This window comes from Microbispora sp. ATCC PTA-5024, assembly GCF_000511135.2.
In the GTDB taxonomy this organism is placed as follows: Bacteria; Actinomycetota; Actinomycetes; order Streptosporangiales; family Streptosporangiaceae; genus Microbispora; species Microbispora corallina.
In genome coordinates, this window is record NZ_KI866525.1 from 532,428 (window position 1) to 557,449 (window position 25,022).

The 25,022-nt window shown below is 73.4% G+C and carries 25 protein-coding genes and 2 riboswitches; of the genes, 18 read left to right on the forward strand and 7 right to left on the reverse strand.

All coding sequences use genetic code 11. From position 1 onward, the window contains the following. The 3 genes from MPTA5024_RS28385 to MPTA5024_RS28395 form a co-directional block, all read left to right on the forward strand. Nucleotides 1-1,063, forward strand: a 1,063-nt coding sequence (locus tag MPTA5024_RS28385; RefSeq protein WP_063794794.1) for a glycerol-3-phosphate dehydrogenase/oxidase, incomplete at its 5' end; no start/stop codon positions are given. A gap of 69 nt (nt 1,064-1,132) precedes the next feature. Beyond that, nucleotides 1,133-2,041 (forward strand): sucrase ferredoxin, encoded by a 909-nt coding sequence (locus MPTA5024_RS28390; protein ID WP_051458781.1) that lies wholly within the window; start codon nt 1,133-1,135, stop codon nt 2,039-2,041. A 109-nt stretch (nt 2,042-2,150) separates the two neighbouring features. Further along, the gene (locus MPTA5024_RS28395) at nt 2,151-2,465 is read left to right on the forward strand and encodes a WhiB family transcriptional regulator (protein WP_076434697.1); all 315 of its coding nucleotides are present in this window, start codon (nt 2,151-2,153) and stop codon (nt 2,463-2,465) included. Between the two features lie 144 nt (nt 2,466-2,609). On the opposite strand, the gene MPTA5024_RS28400 is transcribed toward MPTA5024_RS28395, so the two are convergent. The 4 genes from MPTA5024_RS28400 to MPTA5024_RS28415 form a co-directional block, all read right to left on the reverse strand. Further along, on the reverse strand, nt 2,610-3,290 hold the full coding sequence (locus MPTA5024_RS28400) for a phosphoribosyltransferase (RefSeq protein WP_036330158.1): 681 nt from the start codon (nt 3,288-3,290) through the stop codon (nt 2,610-2,612). Between the two features lie 45 nt (nt 3,291-3,335). Next, the gene (gene rsgA / locus MPTA5024_RS28405; protein ID WP_036330160.1) at nt 3,336-4,445 is read right to left on the reverse strand and encodes a ribosome small subunit-dependent GTPase A; all 1,110 of its coding nucleotides are present in this window, start codon (nt 4,443-4,445) and stop codon (nt 3,336-3,338) included. Between the two features lie 282 nt (nt 4,446-4,727). After that, the gene (gene glyA, locus MPTA5024_RS28410) at nt 4,728-6,005 is read right to left on the reverse strand and encodes a serine hydroxymethyltransferase (protein WP_036330162.1); all 1,278 of its coding nucleotides are present in this window, start codon (nt 6,003-6,005) and stop codon (nt 4,728-4,730) included. A gap of 7 nt (nt 6,006-6,012) precedes the next feature. Further along, a riboswitch (ZMP/ZTP riboswitch) is annotated at nt 6,013-6,113 on the reverse strand. A 35-nt stretch (nt 6,114-6,148) separates the two neighbouring features. After that, a complete protein-coding gene (locus tag MPTA5024_RS28415) occupies nt 6,149-7,060 on the reverse strand; it encodes a YihY/virulence factor BrkB family protein (protein WP_084370130.1) in 912 nt (303 codons plus the stop codon). A gap of 294 nt (nt 7,061-7,354) precedes the next feature. Between MPTA5024_RS28415 and MPTA5024_RS44380 the strand changes: the two genes are divergently transcribed. The 5 genes from MPTA5024_RS44380 (at nt 7,355) to MPTA5024_RS28435 (ending at nt 11,240) form a co-directional block, all read left to right on the forward strand. Continuing rightward, nucleotides 7,355-7,486 carry a hypothetical protein gene (locus tag MPTA5024_RS44380; protein ID WP_269750639.1) on the forward strand — a complete coding sequence of 44 codons (132 nt, stop codon included), beginning with the start codon at nt 7,355-7,357 and terminating at the stop codon, nt 7,484-7,486. Between the two features lie 313 nt (nt 7,487-7,799). Continuing rightward, nucleotides 7,800-9,482 carry a nitrite/sulfite reductase gene (locus tag MPTA5024_RS28420; RefSeq protein ID WP_051458782.1) on the forward strand — a complete coding sequence of 561 codons (1,683 nt, stop codon included), beginning with the start codon at nt 7,800-7,802 and terminating at the stop codon, nt 9,480-9,482. Further along, a complete protein-coding gene (locus MPTA5024_RS28425) occupies nt 9,479-9,631 on the forward strand; it encodes a hypothetical protein (RefSeq protein WP_030505394.1) in 153 nt (50 codons plus the stop codon). Before MPTA5024_RS28420 ends, MPTA5024_RS28425 begins: the two co-directional genes overlap by 4 nt. A gap of 65 nt (nt 9,632-9,696) precedes the next feature. Beyond that, entirely contained in the window at nt 9,697-10,425 is a 729-nt protein-coding gene (locus tag MPTA5024_RS28430; protein WP_036330168.1) for a phosphoadenylyl-sulfate reductase, read from the forward strand. 95 nt (nt 10,426-10,520) lie between these two features. Next, on the forward strand, nt 10,521-11,240 hold the full coding sequence (locus tag MPTA5024_RS28435) for a sirohydrochlorin chelatase (protein ID WP_036330873.1): 720 nt from the start codon (nt 10,521-10,523) through the stop codon (nt 11,238-11,240). Between the two features lie 79 nt (nt 11,241-11,319). Here the strand turns inward: MPTA5024_RS28435 and MPTA5024_RS28440 are convergent, their stop codons facing one another. From MPTA5024_RS28440 to MPTA5024_RS28450, 3 genes are all read right to left on the reverse strand, one after another. Further along, nucleotides 11,320-12,093 carry a hypothetical protein gene (locus MPTA5024_RS28440; RefSeq protein WP_036330170.1) on the reverse strand — a complete coding sequence of 258 codons (774 nt, stop codon included), beginning with the start codon at nt 12,091-12,093 and terminating at the stop codon, nt 11,320-11,322. A gap of 1 nt (nt 12,094) precedes the next feature. Beyond that, on the reverse strand, nt 12,095-12,592 hold the full coding sequence (locus tag MPTA5024_RS28445) for a SigE family RNA polymerase sigma factor (RefSeq protein WP_036330172.1): 498 nt from the start codon (nt 12,590-12,592) through the stop codon (nt 12,095-12,097). 93 nt (nt 12,593-12,685) lie between these two features. After that, entirely contained in the window at nt 12,686-13,348 is a 663-nt protein-coding gene (locus tag MPTA5024_RS28450; RefSeq protein WP_051458783.1) for a DUF1707 SHOCT-like domain-containing protein, read from the reverse strand. 121 nt (nt 13,349-13,469) lie between these two features. Between MPTA5024_RS28450 and MPTA5024_RS28455 the strand changes: the two genes are divergently transcribed. From MPTA5024_RS28455 to MPTA5024_RS28500, 10 genes are all read left to right on the forward strand, one after another. Continuing rightward, complete coding sequence (locus MPTA5024_RS28455) at nt 13,470-14,951, forward strand: ankyrin repeat domain-containing protein (protein WP_084370073.1); 1,482 nt, start codon at nt 13,470-13,472, stop codon at nt 14,949-14,951. A 76-nt stretch (nt 14,952-15,027) separates the two neighbouring features. Further along, on the forward strand, nt 15,028-16,644 hold the full coding sequence (locus MPTA5024_RS28460; protein ID WP_036330174.1) for an isovaleryl-CoA dehydrogenase: 1,617 nt from the start codon (nt 15,028-15,030) through the stop codon (nt 16,642-16,644). 108 nt (nt 16,645-16,752) lie between these two features. Further along, a riboswitch (guanidine-I (ykkC/yxkD leader) is annotated at nt 16,753-16,843 on the forward strand. Between the two features lie 146 nt (nt 16,844-16,989). Further along, nucleotides 16,990-18,114 (forward strand): agmatinase family protein, encoded by a 1,125-nt coding sequence (locus tag MPTA5024_RS28465; protein ID WP_051458784.1) that lies wholly within the window; start codon nt 16,990-16,992, stop codon nt 18,112-18,114. Continuing rightward, nucleotides 18,111-19,103, forward strand: a complete 993-nt coding sequence (locus MPTA5024_RS28470) for an ABC transporter substrate-binding protein (RefSeq protein ID WP_036330176.1) — start codon at nt 18,111-18,113, stop codon at nt 19,101-19,103. The genes MPTA5024_RS28465 and MPTA5024_RS28470 overlap by 4 nt, the downstream gene beginning before the upstream one ends. After that, entirely contained in the window at nt 19,100-19,975 is an 876-nt protein-coding gene (locus tag MPTA5024_RS28475) for an ABC transporter permease (protein WP_198167438.1), read from the forward strand. Before MPTA5024_RS28470 ends, MPTA5024_RS28475 begins: the two co-directional genes overlap by 4 nt. Continuing rightward, the gene (locus tag MPTA5024_RS28480) at nt 19,972-20,790 is read left to right on the forward strand and encodes an ABC transporter ATP-binding protein (RefSeq protein ID WP_036330878.1); all 819 of its coding nucleotides are present in this window, start codon (nt 19,972-19,974) and stop codon (nt 20,788-20,790) included. The genes MPTA5024_RS28475 and MPTA5024_RS28480 overlap by 4 nt, the downstream gene beginning before the upstream one ends. A gap of 180 nt (nt 20,791-20,970) precedes the next feature. Next, the gene (locus MPTA5024_RS28485) at nt 20,971-21,399 is read left to right on the forward strand and encodes an OsmC family protein (RefSeq protein WP_036330178.1); all 429 of its coding nucleotides are present in this window, start codon (nt 20,971-20,973) and stop codon (nt 21,397-21,399) included. A 118-nt stretch (nt 21,400-21,517) separates the two neighbouring features. Further along, complete coding sequence (gene glgX / locus MPTA5024_RS28490) at nt 21,518-23,632, forward strand: glycogen debranching protein GlgX (RefSeq protein WP_036330181.1); 2,115 nt, start codon at nt 21,518-21,520, stop codon at nt 23,630-23,632. Then, nucleotides 23,629-24,483, forward strand: coding sequence for an AraC family transcriptional regulator (locus tag MPTA5024_RS28495; RefSeq protein WP_036330182.1), 855 nt, complete (start codon nt 23,629-23,631; stop codon nt 24,481-24,483). Before glgX ends, MPTA5024_RS28495 begins: the two co-directional genes overlap by 4 nt. A 16-nt stretch (nt 24,484-24,499) precedes the next feature. Next, nucleotides 24,500-25,022: AzlC family ABC transporter permease (locus tag MPTA5024_RS28500; protein ID WP_063794795.1), on the forward strand; the 523-nt coding region annotated here is incomplete at its 3' end.

The following is a 25,022-nucleotide window of genomic DNA, read 5'->3' on the forward strand; positions in this document are numbered from 1 at the left end:
GCCCGCCGCGCGCGCCCTCGCGCTGGCCCCGGCCCTGCGGGCGGAGGGCCTGCGCGGCGCGCTGCTGTCATGGGACGGGCGGGTGGTGGACGACGCCCGGCTCGTGGTCGCGCTCGCCCGCACGGCCGCGGGCCACGGCGCGCGGATCCTCACGCGCTGCCGGGCGCTCGCCCTGTCGGGGGACGGCGCCCAGGTGCGCGACGAGCTGACCGGGGAGGAGTTCGGCCTGCGGGCGCGGGCGGTGGTCAACGCGACCGGGGTGTGGGCCGGAGGGCTGGTGCCGTCCGTGGCGCTGCGGCCCTCCCGCGGCACCCACCTGGTGCTGCGGCCGGGCGCCCTCGGCGGGCTACGGGCGGGGCTGCACGTGCCGATCCCCGGCGAGCGCAACCGCTACGCCCTCGTGCTCCCGCAGGCCGACGGGCGGGTCTACGTCGGGCTGACCGACGAGCCGGTGGACGGTCCCGTCCCCGACGTCCCCGAGGCGCCGGAGAGCGACGTGGCGTTCCTCCTGGAGGTGCTCGGGACGGTCCTGGAACGGCCCCTGGAGCGCGCGGAGGTCGCCGGGGCGTTCGCGGGCCTGCGGCCCCTGATCGACGCCCCTGGGGGCCGTACAGCCGATCTCTCGCGCCGCCACTCCGTGCTCCGCTCCCCCGGCGGGGTCGTCACCGTCGTGGGCGGCAAGCTCACCACCTACCGGCGGATGGCCGAGGACGCCGTCGACGCCGCGTGCCCCGGCGCCCCGGCGAGCCGTACGGCCCGGCTCCCGCTGGTCGGCGCGGGGACCGCCGACGGGGCGCCCAGGCGGCTCCTGGAGCGGTACGGCGCCGAGGCGGCGGCCGTCCAGGCGCTGGCCCGGGAGGACCCGGCCCTGGCAGAGCCGGTCGTCCTCGGGGTGACCAGGGCCGAGCTGGTCTGGGGGGTGCTGCACGAGGGCGCCCTCGACGCGGACGACCTGCTCGACCGCAGGACCCGCGTCGGCCTGGTGCCCGAGGACCGCGAGAGGGCCCTGCCCGCCGCACGGGAGGCGTTCGAGGCGGCCTCCCGGGGGCATCGGGACGCCTGATCCCTGCGGGGCGCTTGACGTAGTTGCTAAGGTAAGACTTACCTAACGGCACAGGGAGGGCGGGACCGGATGGCCAACGGCTGCGAGCATCCGCGCTCCTGCCACACCGGCGAGGCGCCGATCCTGGCGAGCGCGACCGTCGGCGCGCGCTTCTGGCTGCTCGTCGAGCACGACGGGCCCTGGGCCGCCTCCGTCGGCGAGTCCCGCCTGCCGGACGGGATCCGCGCGCTCGTCGACCGGGCCGCCTCGCTCGGGATCAGGCCGCAGCTGATCCGCCGTCCCGGCAGCCGCAGGGCGGGAGGGGCGGGGGCGCTGCACGTCTTCGTGGCCTCCTCCACCGGGGACGCGCCGTGGCTGGCAGAGGCCGTCGTCGGGCACCCCGACGATCTTGACCTGGGCTCTCTCGTGGACGGAGTGGTTCCGGAGTCCTGCATACTGGTGAAGGAGCCGATGTTCCTGGTCTGCACGCACGGCAAGCGCAACGCGTGCTGCGCCCGGATCGGCCTTCCGCTGGCCCGGTTCCTTGGTGAGAACCTGCCCGGCGAGGTGTGGGAAACCACACATGTCGGCGGCGATCGATACGCCGCCAACCTGGTGTGCTTGCCACACGGGCTTTACTACGGCAGCATGTCTCAGGCTGCTGCGATCGCGGCGGCAAACGCGTACCGGCACGGCGAGGTCGTCCTCGACCGTTTCCGGGGACGCGCGGGCATCCCTGAGCCACTGCAAGCCGCCGAGCACTTCGTCCGGTCCCAGACCGGGGAGCTCTCGGTCGGCGGGGTGGCCGTGGAATCCTCCCGGTCGGAAGGCGACGCCACGGTTTGCGTCGTGCGCTGCACGACGTGGCGTGGGACGTCGCGATTTCGGGTTGTGGTCGAACCCGCGGTGGTCACGGCACCGTGCGGGACGGTCTGCGCCGACGAGATCACGACCTACAGGTTGGCCGAGCTGAGGCAGCTCACGCCGGCGTTGACCTGAGCCGTCCGGGACGGGAACACCACGGCCCTTCCCTGCGTTGGCACAAGGGACGCCACAAGCGTCCAAAGCGGCACAAACACGAAATACCTCTCACCAAAGGTGGTTTCTCATGTCTCAGGTACGTCGGCAGCTCGCCCGCCCGCGCCCCAGTTGGGGATGGCAGGATGATGCCGCGTGCCGGGGAGAGGACCTTGTGCTGTTCTTCGGTCCTGACGGTGAGCGTCAGCCGGAGCGGGACATCCGTGAGCGCAAGGCCAAGGCCATCTGCGCTCAGTGTCCCGTGCGCGCCGAATGCCTCGACTACGCCCTCTCGCGGCCGGAGAAGTACGGCACCTGGGGTGGTCTGAACGAGGACGAGCGCGCCTCCGAGCGTCGTCGCCGCATGCGCCGCGCGGCGAGCGCCGGCATCAGCGCCGTCGCCTGAGCCGCTTCCCCCTTCCCCGACACGCGCTTCAGCCGAGGGTGTCCCGCTCAGCGGGGCACCCTTTCGGCGTCCCCGGACCCCCGCGACCACGTCCCCGAGGGATGTCCCCGTCCGGCGTTCCCAGGCCGGCGGCGCGGTCGTCCGTCAACTCCCAGACATCCCGCTGGGAGGCGGCGCGGCCAGCAGCGCGAGCACGTCCGCATCCGTGAGCTGGTCGAACAGCTCGTACCACTGACCCACCGCCCGGAAGCCTCCGGGCGTCGCCAGCACCACGACCTCGTCGGCCTCGCCGCGCATGTCCGCGGCCGTGTCCGCGGCGGCCACCGGCACGGCCAGCGTGACCCGGCCGCGCCCGCCCTGCAGGGCACGTACGGCCCGCAGCGCCGCCCGGGCGGTCCCGCCCGTGGCCAGGCCGTCGTCCACCACGATCACCGTGCGGCCGGCGAGGTCCGGCAGCGGCCGCTCCCCGCGGTACACCCGCACCCGCCGGGCGAGCTCGCGCCGCTCCCGCCGGACGACGGTCTCCAGGTCCTCCGGCCCCATGTGGACCCGGCCGAGCATCCTCGTGTCGAACACCGGCTCGCCGCCCTCGGCGATCGCCCCCACCCCGAGCTCGGGCTGCCCCGGGAACCCGATCTTCCGGGTGACCAGGACGTCGAGGGGGGCGCCGAGCAGGCCGGCCACCGGGGCGGCCACCGCCACGCCGCCGCGCGGGAGCGCCAGCACCACCGGGTCCTCCGGGTTCGTCTCCCGGAGGGCCTCGGCGAGCAGCGCCCCCGCCTCCGCGCGGTCGAGGAACGGCAGCCGCACCCGGGTGGGGCTCATGAACCCGGCATACCCGGCATCATTCGCCTTCTAGCCTTCACCCGGTCACGGGCGGGACCGGCCGCGCATCTCCTTGTGGATGATCTTCCACTTGCGCCGTTCCTCGCTGGCCAGGCGCGCGTCGCTCCGCCGGGCCATCCAGGCGGCCTCCCGCTGGAGGCGGTTCCAGCTCTCCAGCCGCCGTTCGGGCAGGTCGCCGGACGCGACCGCGGCGAGCACGGCGCACCCCGGCTCGTCGGCGTGGCCGCAGTCGGAGAACCGGCAGTCCGCGGCCAGTTCCTCGATGTCGGCGAAGACGAGGTCCACGCCGTCGCTCATGTCGTACAGCCCGACCCGGCGGATGCCGGGGGTGTCGATGACGATCCCGCCCCCGGGGAGCGGGATGAGCTGCCGGTGGACCGTGGTGTGCCGGCCGCGCCCGTCGGCCGCCCGCACCTGCTGGGTCTCCATGACCTCCGCGCCGGCGAGGGCGTTGACGAGCGTGGACTTGCCGGCGCCGGACGGGCCGAGGACGACGGCGGTCCTCGCGCCGCCGAGGTAGGAGCGGACGAGGTCCACCCCCTCCCCCGCGGCCGCGCTGACCGGGTGCACGCCGACCCCCGGCACGGCGTCCGCGACGTCGGCCAGCAGGCCGGCCAGGGCGGCGCCCGCGGACGCCTCGAACAGGTCGGCCTTCGTGACGAGGACGACGGGCGTCGCGCCGCTCTCCCAGGCCAGCGCCACGAGCCGCTCGATCCTGCCGAGGTCGGCGAAGTCCGTGGCGTGCATGGACGGCTCGGCGACGAACACGACGTCCACGTTGGCCGCGAGGACCTGGCCCTGGCCGTCGCCCGACAGGCCGCCGCGGGAGTCGCGGCTGACGCCGCCCCGGACGAACGCCGTACGGCGCGGCAGGACCTCGGCCAGTTCGTAGCGCCCCTCGTCGAGCGGGGCGAGCGCCGCCCAGTCGCCCACGCAGGGCAGGGCCACGGGGTCGGACGCGGCGGCCCGCCGGACGCGCGCGCCGTACCTCGCCTGGTGGCGGCCGTCGGCGGCGACCACCTCGGCGGCGCCCCTGTCGACCCGCGCCACGCGGGCGGGGACCGTGGCGCCGGGGAGCGCGGCGGCGAGGCCGTCGTTCCAGCCGAGAAGAGAAAGATCGTTTGACGGATACATCGCTGAGTTGGACACCCTTCGGAGACCGGGTGTCCCGCGAGATCGTCTAGGCGGGCACCCGGAGGTGGACGGACGGAATGGTCGTCAGAAAGACCCGCATAGTCGTCACCTCCCCATCCCGTGAGCCGCCCTCGCGGCGGCGATGGCGAAACCGTACCGTGTCCGGCGCCGGTCAGCGCAACCCAATTAACCATCGATTCACGGCCGGCCTCCAGCGGTGTGCCCGCGACATGCGCCGGCCCCGCGCCGGAGACGTCCGCCGCGGGGCCGGGGTGAGCCGGGTCAGGACAGGCCGGGCGCCGGGAACTTCCCGGTCAGCTCGGTGACCTCCTGGTGCACGCGGCCGATCACGTCCTCCGCGTCGCCCTTCGCGACAGCGGTGACGACCTCGTCGATCCAGGCGCCGATCTGCCGCATCTCGGCCTCGCCCATCCCGCGCGAGGTGACCGACGGGGTGCCGATCCGGATGCCCGAGGGGTCGAACGGCTTGCGCGGGTCGAACGGCACGGCGTTGTAGTTGGTCTCCAGGCCCGCCCGGTCGAGTGCCTGGGCGGCCGGCTTGCCCCCGACGCCCTTGGACGTCAGGTCCATCAGGATCAGGTGGTTGTCGGTGCCCCCGGAGACCAGGTCGAAGCCGCGGGCCAGCAGCTCCTCGGCGAGCGCCCGGGCGTTCTTCACGATCTGGGCGGCGTACTCCCGGAACTCCGGCTGGGCGGCCTCGTGCAGCGCCACCGCGATCGCGGCCGTGGTGTGGTTGTGCGGCCCGCCCTGCAGGCCCGGGAAGACGGCCTTGTTGAGTGCCGTCGCGTGCTCGTCGGACGTGGCCATGAGCATGGCGCCACGAGGACCGCGCAGCGTCTTGTGGGTCGTCGTGGAGATCACGTCGGCGTGGCCCACGGGCGACGGGTGCGCGCCGCCCGCGACGAGGCCGGCGATGTGGGCGATGTCGGCCGCGAGCACGGCCCCCACCTCGCGGGCGATCTCCGCGAACGCCGGGAAGTCGATGGTCCGCGGGATCGCCGTGCCGCCGCAGAAGATCAGCTTGGGCCGGTGCTCCAGGGCCAGCGAGCGGACCTCGTCCATGTCGATGCGGCCGGTGTCCCTGCGCACGCCGTACCGGACGGCGTTGAACCACTTGCCGGTGGCCGAGACCGACCAGCCGTGGGTGAGGTGGCCGCCGAACGGCAGGCCCATGCCGAGCACGGTGTCGCCGGGGCTGAGGAACGCCAGGTAGACGGCGAGGTTCGCGGGCGAGCCCGAGTACGGCTGGACGTTGGCGTGGCCTACCCCGAACACGGACTTGGCCCGCTCGATCGCGAGGGTCTCGATCTGGTCGATGACCTGCTGGCCCTCGTAGTAGCGCTTGCCCGGGTAGCCCTCGGAGTACTTGTTCGTCAGGACCGTCCCGGTCGCCTCCAGAACGGCGCGGGAGACGTAGTTCTCCGAGGCGATCAGCTTGACGGTGTCGGCCTGGCGCCGCTCCTCCGCCCTGATCAGCGCGGCGATCTGGGGATCGACGTCGGTCAGCGATTTCTCGGCCATGGCGCCTTCCTTCTCCATCGACGGCGGCGGCGACCCAGGCGCACGGCCTCCGCGTTTTCGCTCCCCGGTGGTGCCCCACCTAGCGACGCGCCCGAGAGCACGTCAGCGCCAGTCGCGACGTCTCACTTTATCCGAGCGGCGCCGCTCCCCGGGGGCTTGGATCACGATCCGCCGTGCGGGTGCCGATGGTGGTGGCGGCCGACGCCGTTCAGCGGCCAGAGCCGGTCGATCTCGGCGTTCAGCGTCGCCCCGATGAGCACGGCGAGGGCGGTGATGTACAGCCACAGCAGCACGGCGATCGGGGCGGCGAGCGACCCGTAGATCGACAGCGGCGTGAACCAGGCGGCCAGCACCTCGCGCAGCACGGCGGCGCACAGGATCCAGATGACCAGCGCCAGCGCGGCTCCCGGGATCTCCCGCCACCAGCGGGTGCGGCGCGGCACGCTGACGTGGTACAGCAGCGTGAGCATCAGCACCGAGCCCACCACGACCACCGGCCAGTAGAAGACGGTCACGAACACGGCGTAGCGCGGCAGCGCGTTCGACAGCAGGGTGGGCCCGACGACCAGGATCGGCATGACCACCAGGCCGATCAGCAGGGCGGCCACGTAGAGCGCGAACGACAGCACCCGGGTGCGGATGATCCCCCGGGTCTCCCCCAGGCCGTACGCGATGGAGATCAGGTCGACGTACACGAACAGGGCGCGCGAGCCTGACCACAGCGAGAGCAGGAAGCCGACGGAGATCAGCGACACCTGGCCGCCGCTCAGGACGTCGGCCAGCAGCGGCCGCACCACCCGCTCGACCGTGTTGTCGGTGAACAGCAGCTCCGACTGCTCGATGACCCACTGCTTGATCTCGCCGACCGTGCCCTGCCCCAGCAGCCCGCTGAGGTGGCCCATGACGCCGAGGAGCCCGAGCACGAACGGCGGCAGCGACAGCAGCGCGAAGAACGCGGCCTCGCCCGCGAGGCCCGTCACGCGGTAGTTGATCCCCGCCATCGTGGTGGCCTTCGCCAGCGCCCACAGGCCGGTCTCGCCGATGCGGTTCAGTCGCGCGCGGGCAAGCTCCATCCCACGGCGCGAGATGTGCCGCGATCGGCGCGTCGGCGCGTCCGTGGAGGTCATGGCACCCAACCGGTCATGAGAACAGTGCACTACCCGCTGCCGCGGCGGATAGTACGGACCTGCGGGGCGGATCGTCGCTGCCCAGGATAGGGGTGTGCGGAGCGTGCTCGCGAGGTCCCGCGCCAAGCTGTCGGAAGCCGTCAAACCGGATGTCGCCGACGGGTCCGGAGAACGTAACGCCGGTGACATCTCCGGGTGACGCGCCGCACATCCGGCCGTGACCGGGGGGAGCATGGAGACATGATCTGCGAAGCGTGCGCCGGCCGCCGGCACGAGGAGTGCCGCGGCGGCTCCTGGTGCGACTGCCAGCACCAGCAGCCGCGGGAGACGGGCGAGGCCGAACCTCCGGAGAACTGGGTCAGGCAAGGGTGACGTAGTTTGTCCGGTTAAAGCCTCGTTACAGTCCCGCATCGTGGACACGAACTTGGACATCCAGGATCTCCGGGGTATCGTTTGGGACATGCCAGCGGACCCGTTGCTCGTCGTGCGACGCCACGTCGATCTCCTGCGTGTCCGCAGCGCGATCTGTACTGACGCCGGCTGACCGTCGCCCTCCGCTGTTCACCTCGGGCGCGCGGCCTGGCGTCTTTTTTGTGCCCTCACACTCGACGGCGAGGTGAGAGGCCGCCTGCGCCGGGCGCCCGACGACCGATCCTCAGACCGATCCTCGGAGAAGGACGTGCCCATGAGCACCCCGGCCCGCCCGGCGAACCGCCACCACAAACGCCCGCGCGGCGAAGGCCAGTGGGCTCTCGGTTACCGTGAGCCGCTGAACAAGAACGAGGAGAACAAGAAGAACGACGACGGGCTCAACGTCCGTCAGCGGATCATCGACGTCTACTCCAAGCGGGGCTTCGACTCGATCGACCCCGCCGACCTGCGCGGCAGGTTCCGCTGGTTCGGGCTGTACACGCAGCGCAAGCCCGGGATCGACGGCGGCAAGACCGCGATCCTGGAGCCGGAGGAGCTCGACGACCGCTACTTCATGCTCCGCGTCCGGATCGACGGCGGGCAGCTCAGCCTGGAGCAGTTGCGGGTCATCGCCGACATCTCGAACACGTACGCCCGGGGCACGGCCGACATCACCGACCGGCAGAACATCCAGCTCCACTGGATCGAGATCGAGGCCGTCCCGGACATCTGGGCCCGCCTCGAGGCGGTCGGCCTGTCGACGACCGAGGCCTGCGGCGACACCCCGCGCGTCATCCTCGGCTGCCCGCTCGCGGGCATCGACGCCGACGAGGTGATCGACGGCACGCCGCAGATCCGCGAGGTCAATGAGCGCTACATCGGCGACAAGGCGTTCTCGAACCTGCCGCGCAAGTTCAAGACCGCCATCGGCGGCTGCCCGGCCCACTGCACCGTCCACGAGATCAACGACGTGGCGTTCGTGGGCGTGGTGAACGAGCGGGGCGAGCCGGGCTTCGACGTCTGGGTGGGCGGCGGCCTGTCGACCAACCCGATGTTCGCCAAGCGCCTCGGCGCTTTCGTCCGTCCCGAGCAGGTCCACGAGGTGTGGGCGGGCGTCTGCGGGATCTTCCGCGACTACGGCTACCGGCGGCTGCGCCACCGCGCCCGCATCAAGTTCCTGGTCAACGACTGGGGCGCCGAGAAGTTCCGGCAGGTCCTGGAGACCGAGTACCTGAAGTACGCCCTCCCGGACGGCCCGGCCCCCGAGACGCCGCGCGGCGGCCGCCGCGACCACGTCGGGGTCCACCCCCAGCGGGACGGCAACTTCTACGTCGGCTTCGCCCCCAGGGTGGGCCGGGTGGACGGCGACACGCTCCACCGGATCGCCGACATCGCCGAGCGGCACGGCTCCACCCGGGTCCGCACGACGGTCGAGCAGAAGATGGTCGTCCTCGACGTCGCGCCGGACCAGGTGGACTCGATCGTCCGCGAGCTTGAGGCGGCGGACCTGCGGGTGACGCCGTCCACGTTCCGCCGGCAGACGATGGCGTGCACCGGCATCGAGTTCTGCAAGCTGGCGATCGTCGAGACCAAGGGGACGGCCTCCGGCCTGATCGAGGAGCTGGAGCGGCGCCTGCCCGACTTCGCGGAGCCGCTCACCATCAACGTCAACGGCTGTCCCAACTCCTGCGCCCGCATCCAGGTGGCCGACATCGGGCTCAAGGGCCAGCTCGTCGTGAACGACAAGGGCGAGCAGGTGGAGGGCTACCAGATCCACCTGGGCGGCTCGGTCGGCCTGAACCCGAGCTTCGGCCGCAAGGTCCGCGGGCTCAAGGCCACGGCCGACGAGCTGCCCGACTACGTGGAGCGGGTCGTGCGCAACTTCGAGAAGCAGCGCAACGACGGCGAGACGTTCTCCGAGTGGGTCCAGCGCGCCGACGAGGCCGACCTCAAATGACCGAGCGGGCGGCGCCCTTCTACTGCCCGTACTGCGGCGAGGAGGACCTGGAGCCGTACGTCACCGAGGAGGAGAGCCACGGATGGTACTGCCGGTCCTGCGCCCGCGCCTTCCGGGTGAAGTTCCTCGGCCTCGGCGTCCGCTCCTGAGCCCCCCGCCCGCCTCCGATCCCACAACCCCGAAGAACCAGACGAACGATGCCTGAGGAGTAACGATGTCACTGGTGGAGATAGAGGCAGGACTGGAGCGCCAGCGGGTGACGCTCGACCTGCAGGGGATCGTCGAGTCCGCCGCCGAGTTCCTGGAGGACGCGCCCGCCCGCGAGATCATCCGCTGGGCCGCGGCCACGTTCGGCGACCGCCTCTGTCTCACCTCCTCGATGAGCGACGCCCTGCTGATCGACCTGGTCAGCCGGGTGAAGCCCGGCGTGGACGTGCTGTTCATCGACACCGGCTACCACTTCGCCGAGACGATCGGCACCCGGGACGCGGTCGAGGCCGTCTACAAGGTCAACCTCATCAACATCACCCCGTCCCGTACCGTCGAGGAGCAGGACCGCGACCTCGGGCCGCGGCTGCACGGGCGCAACCCCGACCTGTGCTGCTACCTGCGCAAGGTGGAGCCGCTCAACCGGGCCCTCGAGCCGTACCTCGCCTGGATCTCCGGCATCCGCCGCGACGAGTCGCCCACCCGGGCCGGCACGAAGGTCGTGGAGTGGGACGCCAAGCGGCAGATGGTGAAGGTCAACCCCATCGCCCGGTGGACGCAGGAGGAGGTCGACAACTACATCGCCGACAACGGCGTGCTGATCAACCCGCTGCACTACGACGACTACCCGTCGATCGGCTGCGCGCCCTGCACCCGCCGCGTGGCGCCGGGCGAGGACCCACGCAGCGGCCGCTGGGCCGGCCTCGGCAAGATCGAGTGCGGCATCCACCTCTGAACCCGCCCATCGGACCGTCCGCCGTGACCACCGCCCGCCCGCGCCTCCGCCCGCGCCTCCGCCCGCGCCTCCGCCCGCACGGTGCCCCGCCGCTCATCGCGGTGGCGCACGGGTCCCGCGACCCGCGCGCCGCCGTCGCGGTGGAGGCGCTGCTGGAGGGTGTCCGGCGGGCGCGGCCCGGCCTCGACGTCCGCACGGCCTACCTCGACCACGCGGCGCCGGCGCTGCCGCAGGCGCTGTCGGGGCTGGACGAGGCCGTCGTCCTGCCGCTGCTGCTCACGGCGGCCTACCACAGCCGGGTGGACATCCCGGCGGCGCTGCGGGAGTCGGCCGCCCGGCGCCCGAGGCTGCGGGTGGCGCTAGGCGCGACGCTCGGCCCGCACCCGCTGCTGGTCGACGCCCTCGAACGGCGCCTGGCCGAGGCCGGCGTCCCGCTCGGCGACCCGGATACGGCCGTGGTGCTGGTGTCCGCGGGGTCGAGCGACCGCGGGGCCAACGCCACCGTCGGCGGCGTTGCCCGGGCGTGGGCCCGGCGGCGTCCCTGGTGGTCGGTGACGCCCGCGTACGCCTCTGCCGCCGCCCCCACCCCGAGGGACGAGGTCGTACGGCTCACGCGCGCCGGAGCCCCCCGCGTCGTGGTCGCGCCGTACCTGCTGGCGCCGGGCCTGTTCGCGGACCGGGTGGCGGGCGACGCCCGCGAGGCGGGCGCCGAGGTGGTCGCCGACGTCCTCGGCCCGGCCCCCGAGATCGCCCGCATCCTCCTGGAGCGCTACGACCAGGCCCTCCACCGCCCGGAGGCCGTCGCCACCGCCTGACCGGCGCCACGCGGCCGGGGACGGCACGCCGGCGCCCGGCCGAGGCGGTCGGCGAGAGGGCCCGGCCGCGACGCCGCCGTCACGAGGGGGCCGGGCCGTCCCCGGGGAACGGGATCCCCGGCTGGAGGTCGCACCACGACGAGTGCACCTCCTGGCCGTTGCCGTTGCGGATCACCACGTCTCCGCGGCAGTTCTGAGGCATGCCCACGCCGGTCACCGGCCACGCCTCGCGGACGGTGAGCCGGGCGGAGACCGGGTACCGGCCGGTCGCGCCGAGCAGGGCGGCGACCTGGTCCCGGGTGAGCGCCGCTTGCCGGTCCTGCCCCACCCGCTCCTCCGGCACCACGGCCACGCCCACCTCGTGGCGGCCCTTCAGATCCCGGCCCGAGTGGTCCGTCCAGGAGCGGAGGCGGTCCACGTGATCGCTCTGGATGCCGCACGGGCCCTGGTCGATCAGATCGCCGTCCAGCCACAGGAACACGTAGGACGGCGCGCGGCAGGCGACCTGGACGGTCACCGACCCGCTGCCGCCCGTGTAGGGGTACGTCCGCACGAGCCCCCCGGTCCCGATCTCCTCGTCCAGCACCGCCCTGCCGTCCGGGATGTACATCACCGAGGGGCTGGGCGCCGGCGAGGCCGGGGTGGCGATCCAGGTGTCCTCCGCGGCCACCGGGATCGTCCTCGGGGCGAGCGCCACCGCGGCCACCCCCGCGGCGAGCGCCACGCCCGCGGCGGCGCGGCGGCGGCGCATCCGGCGGACACGGCGGTCGACGTCCGCAACGGTCACCCGCCCCGGCGGCCCGGCGGAGTCCCCCGCCAGCAGGTCACGCAGCTCGGTCTCGGTCATCGTCATGTCAGCCCTCCAGGCTCATGGCGGAGCGGGCGGCGGGATCGACGCGGAGCCGCGCCAGCGCCCTGCTGGCCTGGCTGCGGACGGTCGCGGGCGTGCAGCCGAGGATCTCGGCGATCTCGGCGTCCCCGAGATCGGCGAAGTAGCGCAGAACGATCACCGCGCGCTGGCGGGGCGGCAGGCAGGCGAGGGCCTGCCGTACGGCGGCCCGGGAGCCGAGCGCGTCGGCGGCGTCGGCGACCGCGGGCTCGGGCGGCGAGGCCGTCGGCTGCTCACCGCGCCAGCGTCTGCGCCACCAGGTGGCGTGGGTGTTGGCCAGGATGCGGTAGACGTACGGGTCGGGGTCGTCGCCGACCCTGCGCCAGGCCGTCCACGCCTTGGCCAGGGCGGTCTGCACCAGGTCCTCGGCGGTGGCCCAGTTGCGGCACAGCAGGTAGGCCGTCCGGAGCAGGCGGTCCGAGCGCTGCTCGACGTAGCGTTCGAAGTCGGCCCGGTCGCGCATGGGAGCCCCTCGTCGATCGGTGAACGGTCACCGATGACTACTCTTCGGGCCCGCGCCCGTGTTGCCGCGCGGAGGGGATTCGCCGGGAAGGGGTCAGGGGAGGTAGCGGCCGCGCCCGTGGCCGAGGCCGTGGCGGCGCTCGTGCCACCACTCGCTCCAGGCGAACCAGTCCCGCTTGATCGGCCCGGCCTGCGAGTCGCCGATGATCTTCACGTCGCCCATGAGGACGAACGCCTTGACCCGGACGACCGGGGCGTTGTGGCCGGGCGGCGCCTCGACGACCCTGACCTTCTTGTCCCCCATGATCGTCACGCCGGACAGCTCGACGTCGACGCCGTCCGGGACGATGACCTTGATGTCGCCCATCACGCAGGTGGCGAGGATGTCCACCTCGGGCGTGCGCACCTCGGCCTGGCGCAGGTCGAGCGTGACGTCGCCCATCACGGACACGGCGGCGATCTCCTGGTCGATCCGCCACTTGCCGTGGCGCTTCGCGTCGCCCATGACCGCCACGATCCAGGTCCGAACCTTGCCCGGCTGACGTTGCGGCAGGGCCGGGGACGGCTGCGGCGCGGGCGGCGCGACGGGGGCTGCGCCCGGCAGGTCGGCCGTGAGCTGAGCGAGCTCGGCGTGGGTCTGGGCCAGGTAGGCCGCCTCGGTGCGCTCGGTGAGCTCGGCGAGCGTCAGCCGTCCCTCGACGGACGCCTCACGGAGCCGCTCGACGACCGTCTCCCGCTCGGCGTCGGAAGCACGCATACCACCCGGATCATTCACGACGTCTACCGTAACGCGTGATCGGCGCCCACCCCATCCTCCCTGGGAACGAATCCCCTCTCCCCCGGGCGGGCTTGCCTGACCGCTGTGTGAGCATGGAGAAGTGACCCGCAGCAAGCTTCTGGAGGCGATCGCGGGAGGGGACCTGTCGCGGGTGGCGGCCCTGCTGCACCCGGACACGGCTCTGAACCCCGCCCAGGGCAGCACGCCGCTGTACCGGGCGGCGGTGCGCGGCGACCAGGAGATCGTGCGGCTGCTGCTGGAGTACGGCGCGGACCCCGACCAGCCGAGCGGCGGCGACGAGGAGGGGCTGCCGCTGTGCGCCGCGGCCTGCTGGAACCACGCCGAGACCGTCCAGGCGCTGCTCGACGGCGGCGCCGACCCCGACGCCGGGGAGGCCGGGGGCTGGACGGCCCTGCTGTGGGCGGCCGCGAACGGCAACCTGGCGTCCGCCGACATCCTGCTCGACGCGGGAGCCGCGCCGGACCTGGCGGACGACGAGGGCGACACCCCGCTGACGCTGGCCGCCCGTTACGGCGCGTACGGCATCGTGTGGTCGCTGCTGGAGCACGGGGCCGACCCCTCCCTGCCGGGGACGGACGGCGCGGCCCCGCTCGAGATCGCCCGCCGGTGGGCCGCGGCCGACCTGGAGGCGGCCCTGCGCGCGGAGGCGGCCGCGCAGGTGGAGGGCGAGTGCACGCTGCTCGTCGGGAGGAGCAGGGCCGCCGACGGCACCCAGCTCGTCACGGTCGAGGCCAGGCGGCCCGACGGGTCCGGGTACGGCGTGACCCGGCAACTGGGCCACGCCGCCGTGGCCACCGTGCTGGAGACGGCGCTGGGCGTCCGGCCGTCCGCCGGGGAGCTGCTGCGGCGGGTGCTGCCGTACCGGGAGCTGGACGGGGAGGACGAGACCTGGTGGGCCGCCGTGTACGCGCTGCGGCAGCGGCACGACGACGAGACGTTCGCCGCGGCGGCGCGGCTGTGCGAGGGCGCCGACCCCGTGGGCCGCGAGTTCGGCGCCGACGTGCTGGCCGAGTTCGGCCAGGAGGGACGCGGCTCCTACCACGAGCGCACGCTGCCGCTGCTGCGGGAGATGGCCCGGCGCGAGGACGACCCGCAGGTCCTCGACGCGGTCCTGCACGCCCTGGGCCACCACGCCGACGAACGGGCGCTGCCCGAGGTGCTGGCGGTCGTGGAGCGGCCCGGCCGCCGGCCGACCGTGAGCGACGCCATGGCGCTCGCGGCCGTCCTGCCGCCGGACGACGACGAGGGGCTGGCCGCGCTGGTGCGGCTGAGCGAGTGCCCGGACGACGAGGTGCGCGACTGGGCCACCATGGCCGTCGCCGGGCTGCCCGCCGACAGGCCCCGGATCCGGGAGGCGCTGGCCGCCCGGCTCGGCGACCCCGATCCGGCCACGGCGGCGGAGGCGGCCCGCGGGCTCGCGGCCCGGGGGGACAGGCGGGCCATCGAGGGCGTCCACCGGGTGCTGTGCGAGACGCGCCGCCTGCCCGGCGACCAGTCGTACGCGCGGGAGCTGGCCCTGGAGGCGGCCCAGGAGCTCGGGCTGGAGATCTCCGGCTCGTGACCGCCGCGACCCGGGTGTTCCAGCCGTGCGCGGGGAGTGCTGAGATGGAGTCCGGACGGCGACAGGAGGACCCCCCGTGACCCACGACGTGACCAACCAGGTGCCCCCGCTGACCGGCCACGACGTGGCCGCCGACCCCGCGCTGCTGGAGGGCCTGGCCAGGGAGGGCGCCGACTGGGCCGTGGGGGAGCTGCGCCAGCTCGGCCTGCTGGCGGGCTCGGCGCGGGCGCAGGAGTGGGGCCGGCTGGCCAACGAGCACCCGCCGGTGCTGCGCACGCACGACCGGTACGGCCACCGGATCGACGAGGTCGAGTTCCACCCGGCCTGGCACGAGCTGATGGCGGTCGCCGTCGAGAACGGCCTGCACGCCGCGCCCTGGACGTCCGCCAGGCCCGGCGCGCACGTCGCCCGGGCGGCCAAGTTCCACGTCTGGTCTCAGGTGGAGGCCGGGCACGGCTGCCCCATCTCCATGACGTACGCGGCCGTCGCGGCGCTGCGGCACTCCCCCGCGCTGCGCGCCGAGTGGGAGCCGCTGCTGGCCTCCCGGACCTACGACTTCGGGCTGCGTCCGCCGCTGGACAAGCGCGGCGTGCTGGCCGGCATGGCGATGACGGAGAAGCAGGGCGGCTCCGACGTGCGGGCCAACACGACCCGGGCCGAGCCGCTGGCGGACGGGACCTTCGCCCTTACCGGGCACAAGTGGTTCAACTCGGCCCCGATGTGCGACGCGTTCCTCGTGCTGGCCCAGGCCCCCGGCGGCCTGTCGTGCTTCCTGCTCCCCCGCGTGCTGCCGGACGGCACCCGCAACGCGATGCGGCTGATGCGGCTGAAGGACAAGCTGGGCAACAGGTCGAACGCCTCCGCCGAGGTCGAGTACGAGGGCGCGGTCGCCCACCTCGTCGGCGAGGAGGGCCGCGGCGTCCGCACGATCATCGAGATGGTCAACATGACCCGGCTCGACTGCGTGATCGGCTCGGCCGCCGGCATGCGGTACGGCCTCACCCAGGCCCTCCACCACGCCCGGCACCGCAGGGTGTTCGGCAGGGAGCTGGCCGACCAGCCGCTCATGCGGGCCGTTCTGGCCGACCTCGCGCTGGAGTCGGAGGCCGCGACCGCGCTGATGACGCGGCTGGCCGGGGCGACCGACCGGGCGGTCCGCGGGGACGCGGGCGAAGGTCTGTTCCGGCGGGCCGCGCTCGCCGCCGCCAAGTACTGGATCTGCAAGCGGGCGCCGGTCCACGCGGCCGAGGCGCTGGAGTGCCTCGGCGGCAACGGGTACGTCGAGGAGTCGCAGATGCCGCGGCTGTTCCGGGAGTCGCCGCTGAACGGCGTCTGGGAGGGCTCGGGCAACGTGGCGGCGCTCGACCTCATGCGGGTGATGGCGCGCGAGCCGGAGGCGGTGGACGCCTTCTTCGCCGAGGTGGCCCTCGCCGGCGACCGCCGGGTGGCTGACGCCTCCGAGCGCCTGCTCAAGCGGCTCGCGTCGGCAGGCGAGGCCGACGCCCGCCGGGTGGCCGAGGAGATGACCCTGGTCCTCCAGGCGTCCCTGCTGGTGCGTCACGCGCCCGCCGCGGTGTCCGACGCGTTCTGCGCCTCCCGCCTGTCGGGCGACTGGGGGCGGGCGTTCGGCACGCTGCCCGCCGGGCTCGACCTGGAGGCCGTGATCGAGCGCGCCGGGCGGCCTGGCGTATGAGGGCCGGCGGGCGACGGCGCGGTGAATAGGCGGTCACCGGACGGCTACACCCGCGACATCCGGAGGAAACAGGCCAGCGCTGTCATGAAGGGGACTCACCGCCCGGCGGTGGGGCGCACCTAGGGTTCCGTTCGGCTGGTCCGAGAGGTGCAGGCGGCCGGCGACGGCCGTTCCACGGCGGGACAAAAGCCCGGGAGGCCGCGGTCCCTGGACCCGGCGACCGTCCGCGGACAGTCCGCGGACGCGTTCACGGCATGGGATCGCACGCAGTCGAAGAGCCGCCGCCCGCACGGGCGGCGGGAGACCGCACGCCTCCCTGGCTGAGGCCTTCCCTACAGGAGTGCCGTGGGACACCTCCACAGCAACTACGGTCCCGAAGCCCGCTACGCCGTCGAGCGCGAGGCCGAGCTCCCCACCACGATGCACGAGCGCGAGATCCGGCGGGGTCTCGAGCTCGGCCTCCAGGGGGCCGACTCGATCGTCGACCGGAGCATCCCGACGTTCTCCCGCGGAGAGCTGCCGCACTTCGCCGGGATCAACACCTTCCTCAAGGCGCCGTACGTCGAGGACGTGCGGCGCTGCGGGGAGTACGACGTGGCCGTGCTGGGCGCGCCGTTCGACGGCGGCACCACCTACCGGTCCGGCACCCGGTTCGGCCCGCAGGGCATCCGCAAGATCTCCGCGCTGTACGGCCCCTACAGCTTCGAGCTGGGGGTCGACCTGCGGGAGTCGATCACGATCTGCGACCTCGGCGACATCTTCACCATCCCCGGGAACATCGAGAAGACCTTCGACCAGATCAGCAAGGGCGTCGCGCACGTCTTCGAGAGCGGCGCCTTCCCCGTGGTGCTCGGCGGGGACCACTCGATCGGCTATCCGACCGTCCGCGGCGTGGCCCAGCACGTCCAGGGCAACGTCGGGATCATCCACTTCGACCGGCACGTCGACACCCAGGAGACCGACCTCGACGAGCGGATGCACACCACGCCGTGGTTCCACGCCACGGACATCCCGAACGTGCCGCCCAAGAACCTCGTCCAGATCGGCATCGGCGGCTGGCAGGCCCCCCGCCCCGGCGTCAAGGTCGGCCGGGAGCGCGGCACCACGATCATGACGGTGACCGACTGCGTCGAGATGGGCATCGAGACGGCCGCCGAGCGGGCCCTCGACGTGGCCTGGGACGGCGCCGACGCCGTCTGGCTCTCCTTCGACGTCGACTGCCTCGACGCGGCCTTCGTCCCCGGAACCGGCTGGCCCGAGCCCGGCGGGTTCCTCCCCCGCGAGGTGCTCAAGTTCATCCAGCTCATCGCCGACGCCCGGCCGCTCGCCGGGATCGAGGTGGTCGAGTGCTCCCCGCCGTACGACAACGCGGAGATCACCTCGCTCATCGCCACCCGCGTGATCTGCGACACCCTCGGGTGCCTGGTCCGCGCGGGCCATCTCCCCAAGAAGAAGGGGGCCGCCTCATGACGCCCCGCCGTCGCCTCACCGCCGTCCTCACGCTCGTCCTCGCGCTCGCCCTGGGCGCGGGGTGCGCCTCCCCGGCGAAAAAGCCGGCCGCCTCGCCCGGAGGCGCGATCACCCTGGGCTTCAGCGCCTGGCCCGGCTGGTTCCCCTGGCAGGTGGCCGAGGAGCGGGGCCTGTTCCGCGCGAACGGGGTGAACGTCGAGCTGAAGTACTTCGACAGCTACACCGACTCGCTCAACGCCCTGGCCACCGGGAAGATCGACGCCAACAGCCAGACGCTGAACGACACGCTCGCCTCGGTCGCCGGGGGCGCCAAGCAGAGCATCGTGCTGGTCAACGACAACTCGACCGGCAACGACCAGATCATCGCCAGGTCCGGGATCTCCTCGCTCGCCGACCTGAAGGGCAAGACGGTGGCGGCCGAGCAGGGCACGGTCGACCACTACCTGCTCCTGCTGGCGCTGAAGAAGGCCGGGCTCACCGAGGCCGACGTGAAGTTCCAGCCGCTGGCGACCGACGCGGCCGCGGCCGCCTTCGTCGCCGGCCAGGTGGACGCCGTGGGGGTGTTCGCGCCGTTCACCACGACCGCGCTGAAGCGGCCCGGCAGCAGGGCGATCACGACCTCGGCCGACTTCCCCGGCGCGATCCCCGACCACCTCGTGGTCACGCGGGACCTGCTCGGCCGCGACCCCAAGGCCGTCCAGGGGCTGGTGAACACCTGGTTCGACACGATCGCGTGGATCAAGGACCACCGGGCCGAGGCCATGGAGATCATGGCCAAGCGGGCCGGCGTGGGCGTGCCCGACTACGAGTCGTACGACAAGGGGACGACGATCTTCACGCTCGACCAGAACCGGGCGGCGTTCGGCGGCGACCTGACGGCCCGCGCGCGGCAGATCTCGGACTTCCTGGTGGCGTCCGAACTGGTGGACGCGCCGCCGCCGCTCGACGGCCTGTTCGCTCCCCAGTTCGTCCAGGCGGTGCAGCCGTGAGCCGGGCCGAGCCGATGGTCGCCGAGGAGGGCCGTCAGGCCGCCGGGCCCCCGGCCCCGGGCGTGCCGCCCGAGCCGCCGCTCCCACCGCCCGCCCGGATCCGGCTGCTCACCACCTCGGTCTCCCCCCGTACGGCCTGGATCCTGCGGGCCGTGTCGATCCTCGGCCCGCTGGCGGCGTGGTGGGCGCTGAGCGCGACCGGGGTGGTCGACCCGACGTTCCTGCCGTCCCCCTCGGCCGTCTGGTCGGCCGCGGTGGACATGGCGGGCACCGGGGACCTGCCGTCCGACCTGCTGGCGAGCCTGGGCCGGATCGGGGCCGGATTCGGCCTGGCCGTCCTGATCTCCGTGCCGGTCGGGTTCGCGATGGGGACGCTCGGCTGGGCGCAGCCGCTGCTCGAACCCGTCATCGGCATCCTGCGCTACCTGCCCGCCTCGGCGTTCATCCCGCTGCTGATCATCTGGCTGGGCATCAGGGAGCCGTCCAAGATCGCGCTGCTCGTGCTCGGCGTGGTGTTCTTCAACACGCTGATGACCGCCGACGTGGTCCGGCAGGTGCCACACCGGCTGCTGGAGGTCTCGGCGACCCTCGGCGCGTCGCGGCTGCGGGTGGCGTCGCGGGTCGTGCTCCCCCACGCGCTGCCGGGGATCATCGACGCGATGCGGGTGAACGCCGCCGCGGCCTGGAACTTCGTGGTGGTCGCCGAACTGGTGGCCGCCACGTCCGGGCTCGGCTACCGGATCACCCGGGCCCAGCGGTTCCTCCAGACCGACCGGATCTTCGCGATCCTCGTCGTCATCGGGCTGATCGGGCTCACGATCGACGTCGCGCTGCGGCTGCTGCGCACCCGCGTGGGGAGGTGGACGCGATGACGGCCGGGCTGCGCGTCGAGGCGCTGGGGAAGGAGTTCGTCCCCGGGCGGCCGGTCCTCCAGGACGTGGACGTCTCGGTGGCGCCCGGCGAGTTCGTCTGCGTGGTCGGCGCCAGCGGCTCCGGCAAGTCGACGCTGCTGTGCCTGATCGCCGGGCTGTCGCGGCCCTCGACCGGGCGGGTGCTCCTGGACGGCCACGAGGTGCTGGGGCCCGGACCCGACCGGGGGCTGGTGTTCCAGACCGCGTCGCTGTTCCCCTGGCGGGACGTGGCCCGCAACGTCGCGTTCGGGCTGGAGGCGCTGGGCGTGCCCAAGGCCGCCCGGCAGGAGCGGGTCCGGTGGCTGCTCGACGAGGTGGGCCTCGCGCACCTCGCGGGGGCCCTGCCCGGCCGCCTGTCCGGCGGGCAGCAGCAGCGCGTGTCGATCGCCCGCGCGCTGGCCTGCGCGCCGCGCGTGCTGCTGCTCGACGAGCCGTTCGGCGCGCTCGACGTGCAGACCAAGGAGGACATGCAGCTGTTCATCCGCCAGGTGTGGCAGGACGTGCCGAGCGCGGCCGACGGTGCCGCCGCCGGCCCGGCCAGGCGCTCCACGGTGGTCATGGTCACCCACGACGTCGAGGAGGCCGTCTTCCTCGGCCAGCGGGTGCTCGTGCTGTCGAGCGACCCCGGGCGGATCAGCCAGGACATCGCCATCGACCTGCCGGAGCCGCGCTCGCTGGAGGTCAAGCGGACGCCGGAGTTCCTGAAGATCAAGGCCGCGGTGGAGGACCTGGTCAGGGCCGAGCACCGCGCCCACCAGGCCCGTCTGTCCCCGTGACCGTCGCCCCCGAGCCGGCCGGGGCCGCTCGCGGGCGCGTGGAGGCCCCAGAGAGCGTCGGCGGGCCTCAGAGGGTGTCTGGGGGCCTTCACGGGCGTCGGGGGGGCGTCGTTCACCGTGCCTCCTCCGGGCGGCGCTAGGGTCGTCGGTGGATATGGCTCACTAGTGAAGGGAATCGCCATGGCGACCACTCGTACCGCGACGACGCAGTGGAAGGGCGCGCTGCTCGACGGCTCGGGCGTCGTGTCGCTCGACACCTCCGGCGTCGGCACCTTCGACGTCTCCTGGGCGTCGCGTGCGGAGCAGGCCAACGGGAAGACCAGCCCCGAGGAGCTGATCGCCGCGGCCCACTCGTCGTGCTTCTCGATGGCGCTGTCGCACGGCCTCGCCCAGGCGGGCACGCCGCCGCAGTCGGTCGAGACCCGGGCCGACGTGACCTTCCAGCCCGGCGAGGGGATCACGGGGATCGTCCTCACGGTCCGCGCCCAGGTGCCCGGGATCTCCGCTGAGGACTTCCAGCAGGCGGCCGAGACGGCCAAGGCCAACTGCCCGGTCAGCAAGGCGCTCGCCGGCACCACGATCTCGCTGAACGCCGAACTGATCGGCTGATCGGCGCACGGGCCCCCGCCGGGACGCGGTTCCGGCGGGGGCTTCGACGTGCTCGCCCGGTACGACCCGGCATCCTCCCAGGTGCGCGAATGGCCCGGGGGGTGGAGAATGATGTCACATGCGTGAAGTTTGGCCTGGAGAGCCGTACCCACTCGGCGCCACCTGGGATGGTGTGGGCACCAATTTCTCGGTGTTCTCGGAGGTGGCCGAGCGGGTCGAGCTGTGCCTGTTCGACGACGCGGGCGAGGAGACCCGGGTCGACCTGCCCGAGGTCGACGGGTTCGTCTGGCACGGCTACCTGCCGGGGATCATGCCCGGCCAGCGGTACGGCCTGCGCGTGCACGGGCCGTACCAGCCCGACCACGGCCACCGCTGCAACCCCGGCAAGCTCCTGCTGGACCCGTACGCCAAGGCCATCGAGGGCTCGGTCCGGTGGAACGAGTCGCTGTTCTCCTACCACTTCGCCGACCCGGGGCGGCTGAACACCGACGACTCCGCCCGCTACATGCCGAAGAACGTGGTCGTCAACCCTTTCTTCGAATGGGGCAACGACCGCCCGCCCCGCATCCCGTACCACGAGACCGTGATCTACGAGGCGCACGTGCGCGGCCTCACGATGCGCCACCCGCAGGTGCCGGAGGAGCAGCGCGGCACGTACGCCGGGCTCGCCCACCCGGCGGTCGTCGAGCACCTGCAGTCGATCGGGGTGACGGCGGTCGAACTGATGCCGGTCCACCAGTTCGTGCCGGAGCACTTCCTGGTCGCCCGCGGGCTCACCAACTACTGGGGCTACAACACGATCGCCTACCTGGCCCCGCACAACGCCTACTCCAGCGCCGGGCAGCGGGGCGAGCAGGTCCAGGAGTTCAAGGCGATGGTCCGGGCGCTGCACGAGGCGGGGATCGAGGTCATCCTCGACGTCGTCTACAACCACACGGCCGAGGGCGACCACATGGGCCCGACCGTGGGCTTCCGCGGCATCGACAACGTCGCCTACTACCGGTTGCGCGACGAGGACCGGCGCTACTACCTCGACTACACCGGCTGCGGCAACTCGCTGAACGTCCGCTCACCCCACGCGCTCCAGCTGATCATGGACTCGCTGCGCTACTGGGTGCAGGACATGCACGTGGACGGCTTCCGCTTCGACCTCGCCGCCGCCCTCGCCCGTGAGCTCCACGACGTGGACCGGCTGAGCGCGTTCTTCGACCTGATCCAGCAGGACCCGGTGATATCGCAGGTCAAGCTCATCGCCGAGCCCTGGGACGTCGGCCCCGGCGGCTACCAGGTCGGCAACTTCCCGCCCCTGTGGACCGAGTGGAACGGCAAGTACCGCGACTCGGTGCGCGACTTCTGGCGCGGCGACGGCAGGACGCTGCCCGAGTTCGCCTCGCGCCTGGCCGGGTCGAGCGACCTGTACGCCACCAGCGGCCGCCGGCCGGTCGCCTCGATCAACTTCGTGACCTGCCACGACGGGTTCACCCTCACCGACCTCGTGTCGTACAACCGCAAGCACAACGAGGCGAACGGCGAGGGCAACCGCGACGGCACGGACGACAACCGCTCGTGGAACTGCGGCGCCGAGGGCCCGGTGGAGGACCCGGCGATCGTGGGGCTGCGCAGACGTCAGCGGCGCAACTTCCTGACCACGCTGTTCGTGTCCCAGGGCGTGCCGATGCTGCTGGCGGGCGACGAGTTCGGCCGCACCCAGAACGGCAACAACAACGCGTACTGCCAGGACAACGACATCTCCTGGACCGACTGGTCGCTGCTCCGGCAGGAGCGGGACTTACTGGACTTCGTCCGCCGTTTGAGCGACCTGCGGCGCCGGCACCCGGTCTTCCGCCGGCGCCGGTTCTTCCACGGCAGGGAGAAGGACGGCACCCGCGACATCGTGTGGCTCACCCCGTCGGGCGCGGAGATGACCGACGGCGACTGGCACACGGGGTACGCCAAGTCGCTGGCGGTGTTCGTCAACGGCGAGGCGATCAGCGAGCCCGGCCCGCGCGGCGAGCGGATCAGGGACGACTCGTTCCTGCTGCTGGTCAACGGCCACCACGAGAACCTGACCTTCGCCCTCCCCGGGCCCGAGTACGGCCCGGGCTGGCGGCCCGTCCTCGACACCGCGGACGAGCGGGTCCGCGACGACCCGTACGCCGACGACGCGCTGACGGCCGGGGCGAAGGTGACGGTGACCGACCGCTCGATGCAGATCCTGCGCCGCATCGGGTGAGCGGGCCCCCGCGCGAACGGGCCCGGCACTGGCGGGATCCGCGGCTGCCGGACGTGGACCTGCTCCGGGCGACCTACGTGCACAAGACGTTCGCCCGGCACACCCACGACACGTTCGTCATCGCCGGGGTGGCGGAGGGGGTCGACGAGTTCCTCCACCGGGGCTCGCTCGAACGGGCCGGGCCCGGGCAGGTCGCGCTGGTCAACCCGGACACCCCCCACACCGGTCATGCCGGGGTCCCCGGCGGCTGGCGCTACAGCGTGCTGTACCCGTCGCCGGACCTGGTCGCCGCGATCGCCGCCGAGACGACCCGCGTCCGGGGGACGCCCGGCTTCGCCGTGCCGGTGGCCGACGACCCGCAGGCCGTGCGCCTCATCGCGCGCGTCCTGGCGGCGGTCGAGGCCCGCAACCCGCTCGCGGCGGACACGCTGATGCGACTCGCGGTCACCCGCCTGCTGCGCGCCCACGGAGCGCCGCTTCCGGCCAGGGCCGTGCGCGGCGCCGGCGCCCGGACGGCCGAGCGGGCCAGGGCCGTCCTGGAGGCGCGCCTCGCGGACCCGCCGTCCCTGGAGGAACTCGCCGCCGGCCTCGGCACCGGCCCCTTCGCCCTGATCCGCGCCTTCAAGCAGGCGTACGGCATGCCGCCGCACACGTGGCTGATCGACGCCCGGGTCCGCCGGGCCTGCCGGCTCCTGGCGGAGGGGACGGCGCCCGCCGACGCCGCCGCGGCCGTGGGCTTCACCGACCAGCCGCACCTGAACCGGCACTTCACCCGGATCGTCGGGGTGACCCCGGGGGCGTACAGGCGGGAGCGCAATTCCGTACAAGACGGGCCCGCGGCGGGGGCCTAGCCTCGGCCGGGTGACGATGGCACCGGTGGAGACGGGCCGTGCGGGACGGCCCCGCGCGGCGGTCGTGCGCGACGCCCTGGGAGTGGGGGTGGCAGTCGGCCTGTCGGGGTTCGCGTTTGGCGTGACCTCGGCGGGATCGGGCCTCGCCCTCGCGCAGACGTGCGCGCTGTCGCTGCTGGTGTTCACGGGGGCGTCGCAGTTCGCCCTGGTCGGCGCGCTGGCCGGGGGCGGCAGCCCCGCCGCGGCCGTCGCCGGCGCGCTGCTTCTGGGCGCGCGCAACGCCCTCTACGGCCTGCGGCTGGCCGGGCTCCTGCGCGTGCCGGGCGCCGTCCGTCCGCTGGCGGCGCACTGGGTGATCGACGAGACGACCGCCGTCGCGCTGGCTCAGCCGGGCCGGGACGCCGCCCGGCTGGGGTTCACGGTGACCGGCGTGAGCCTGTTCGCCGTCTGGAACCTCTCGACGCTCCTCGGCGCGCTGGGCGCCTCCGCCCTCGGCGACCCGGCGGCCTGGGGGCTCGACGCCGCCGGGCCGGCCGCCT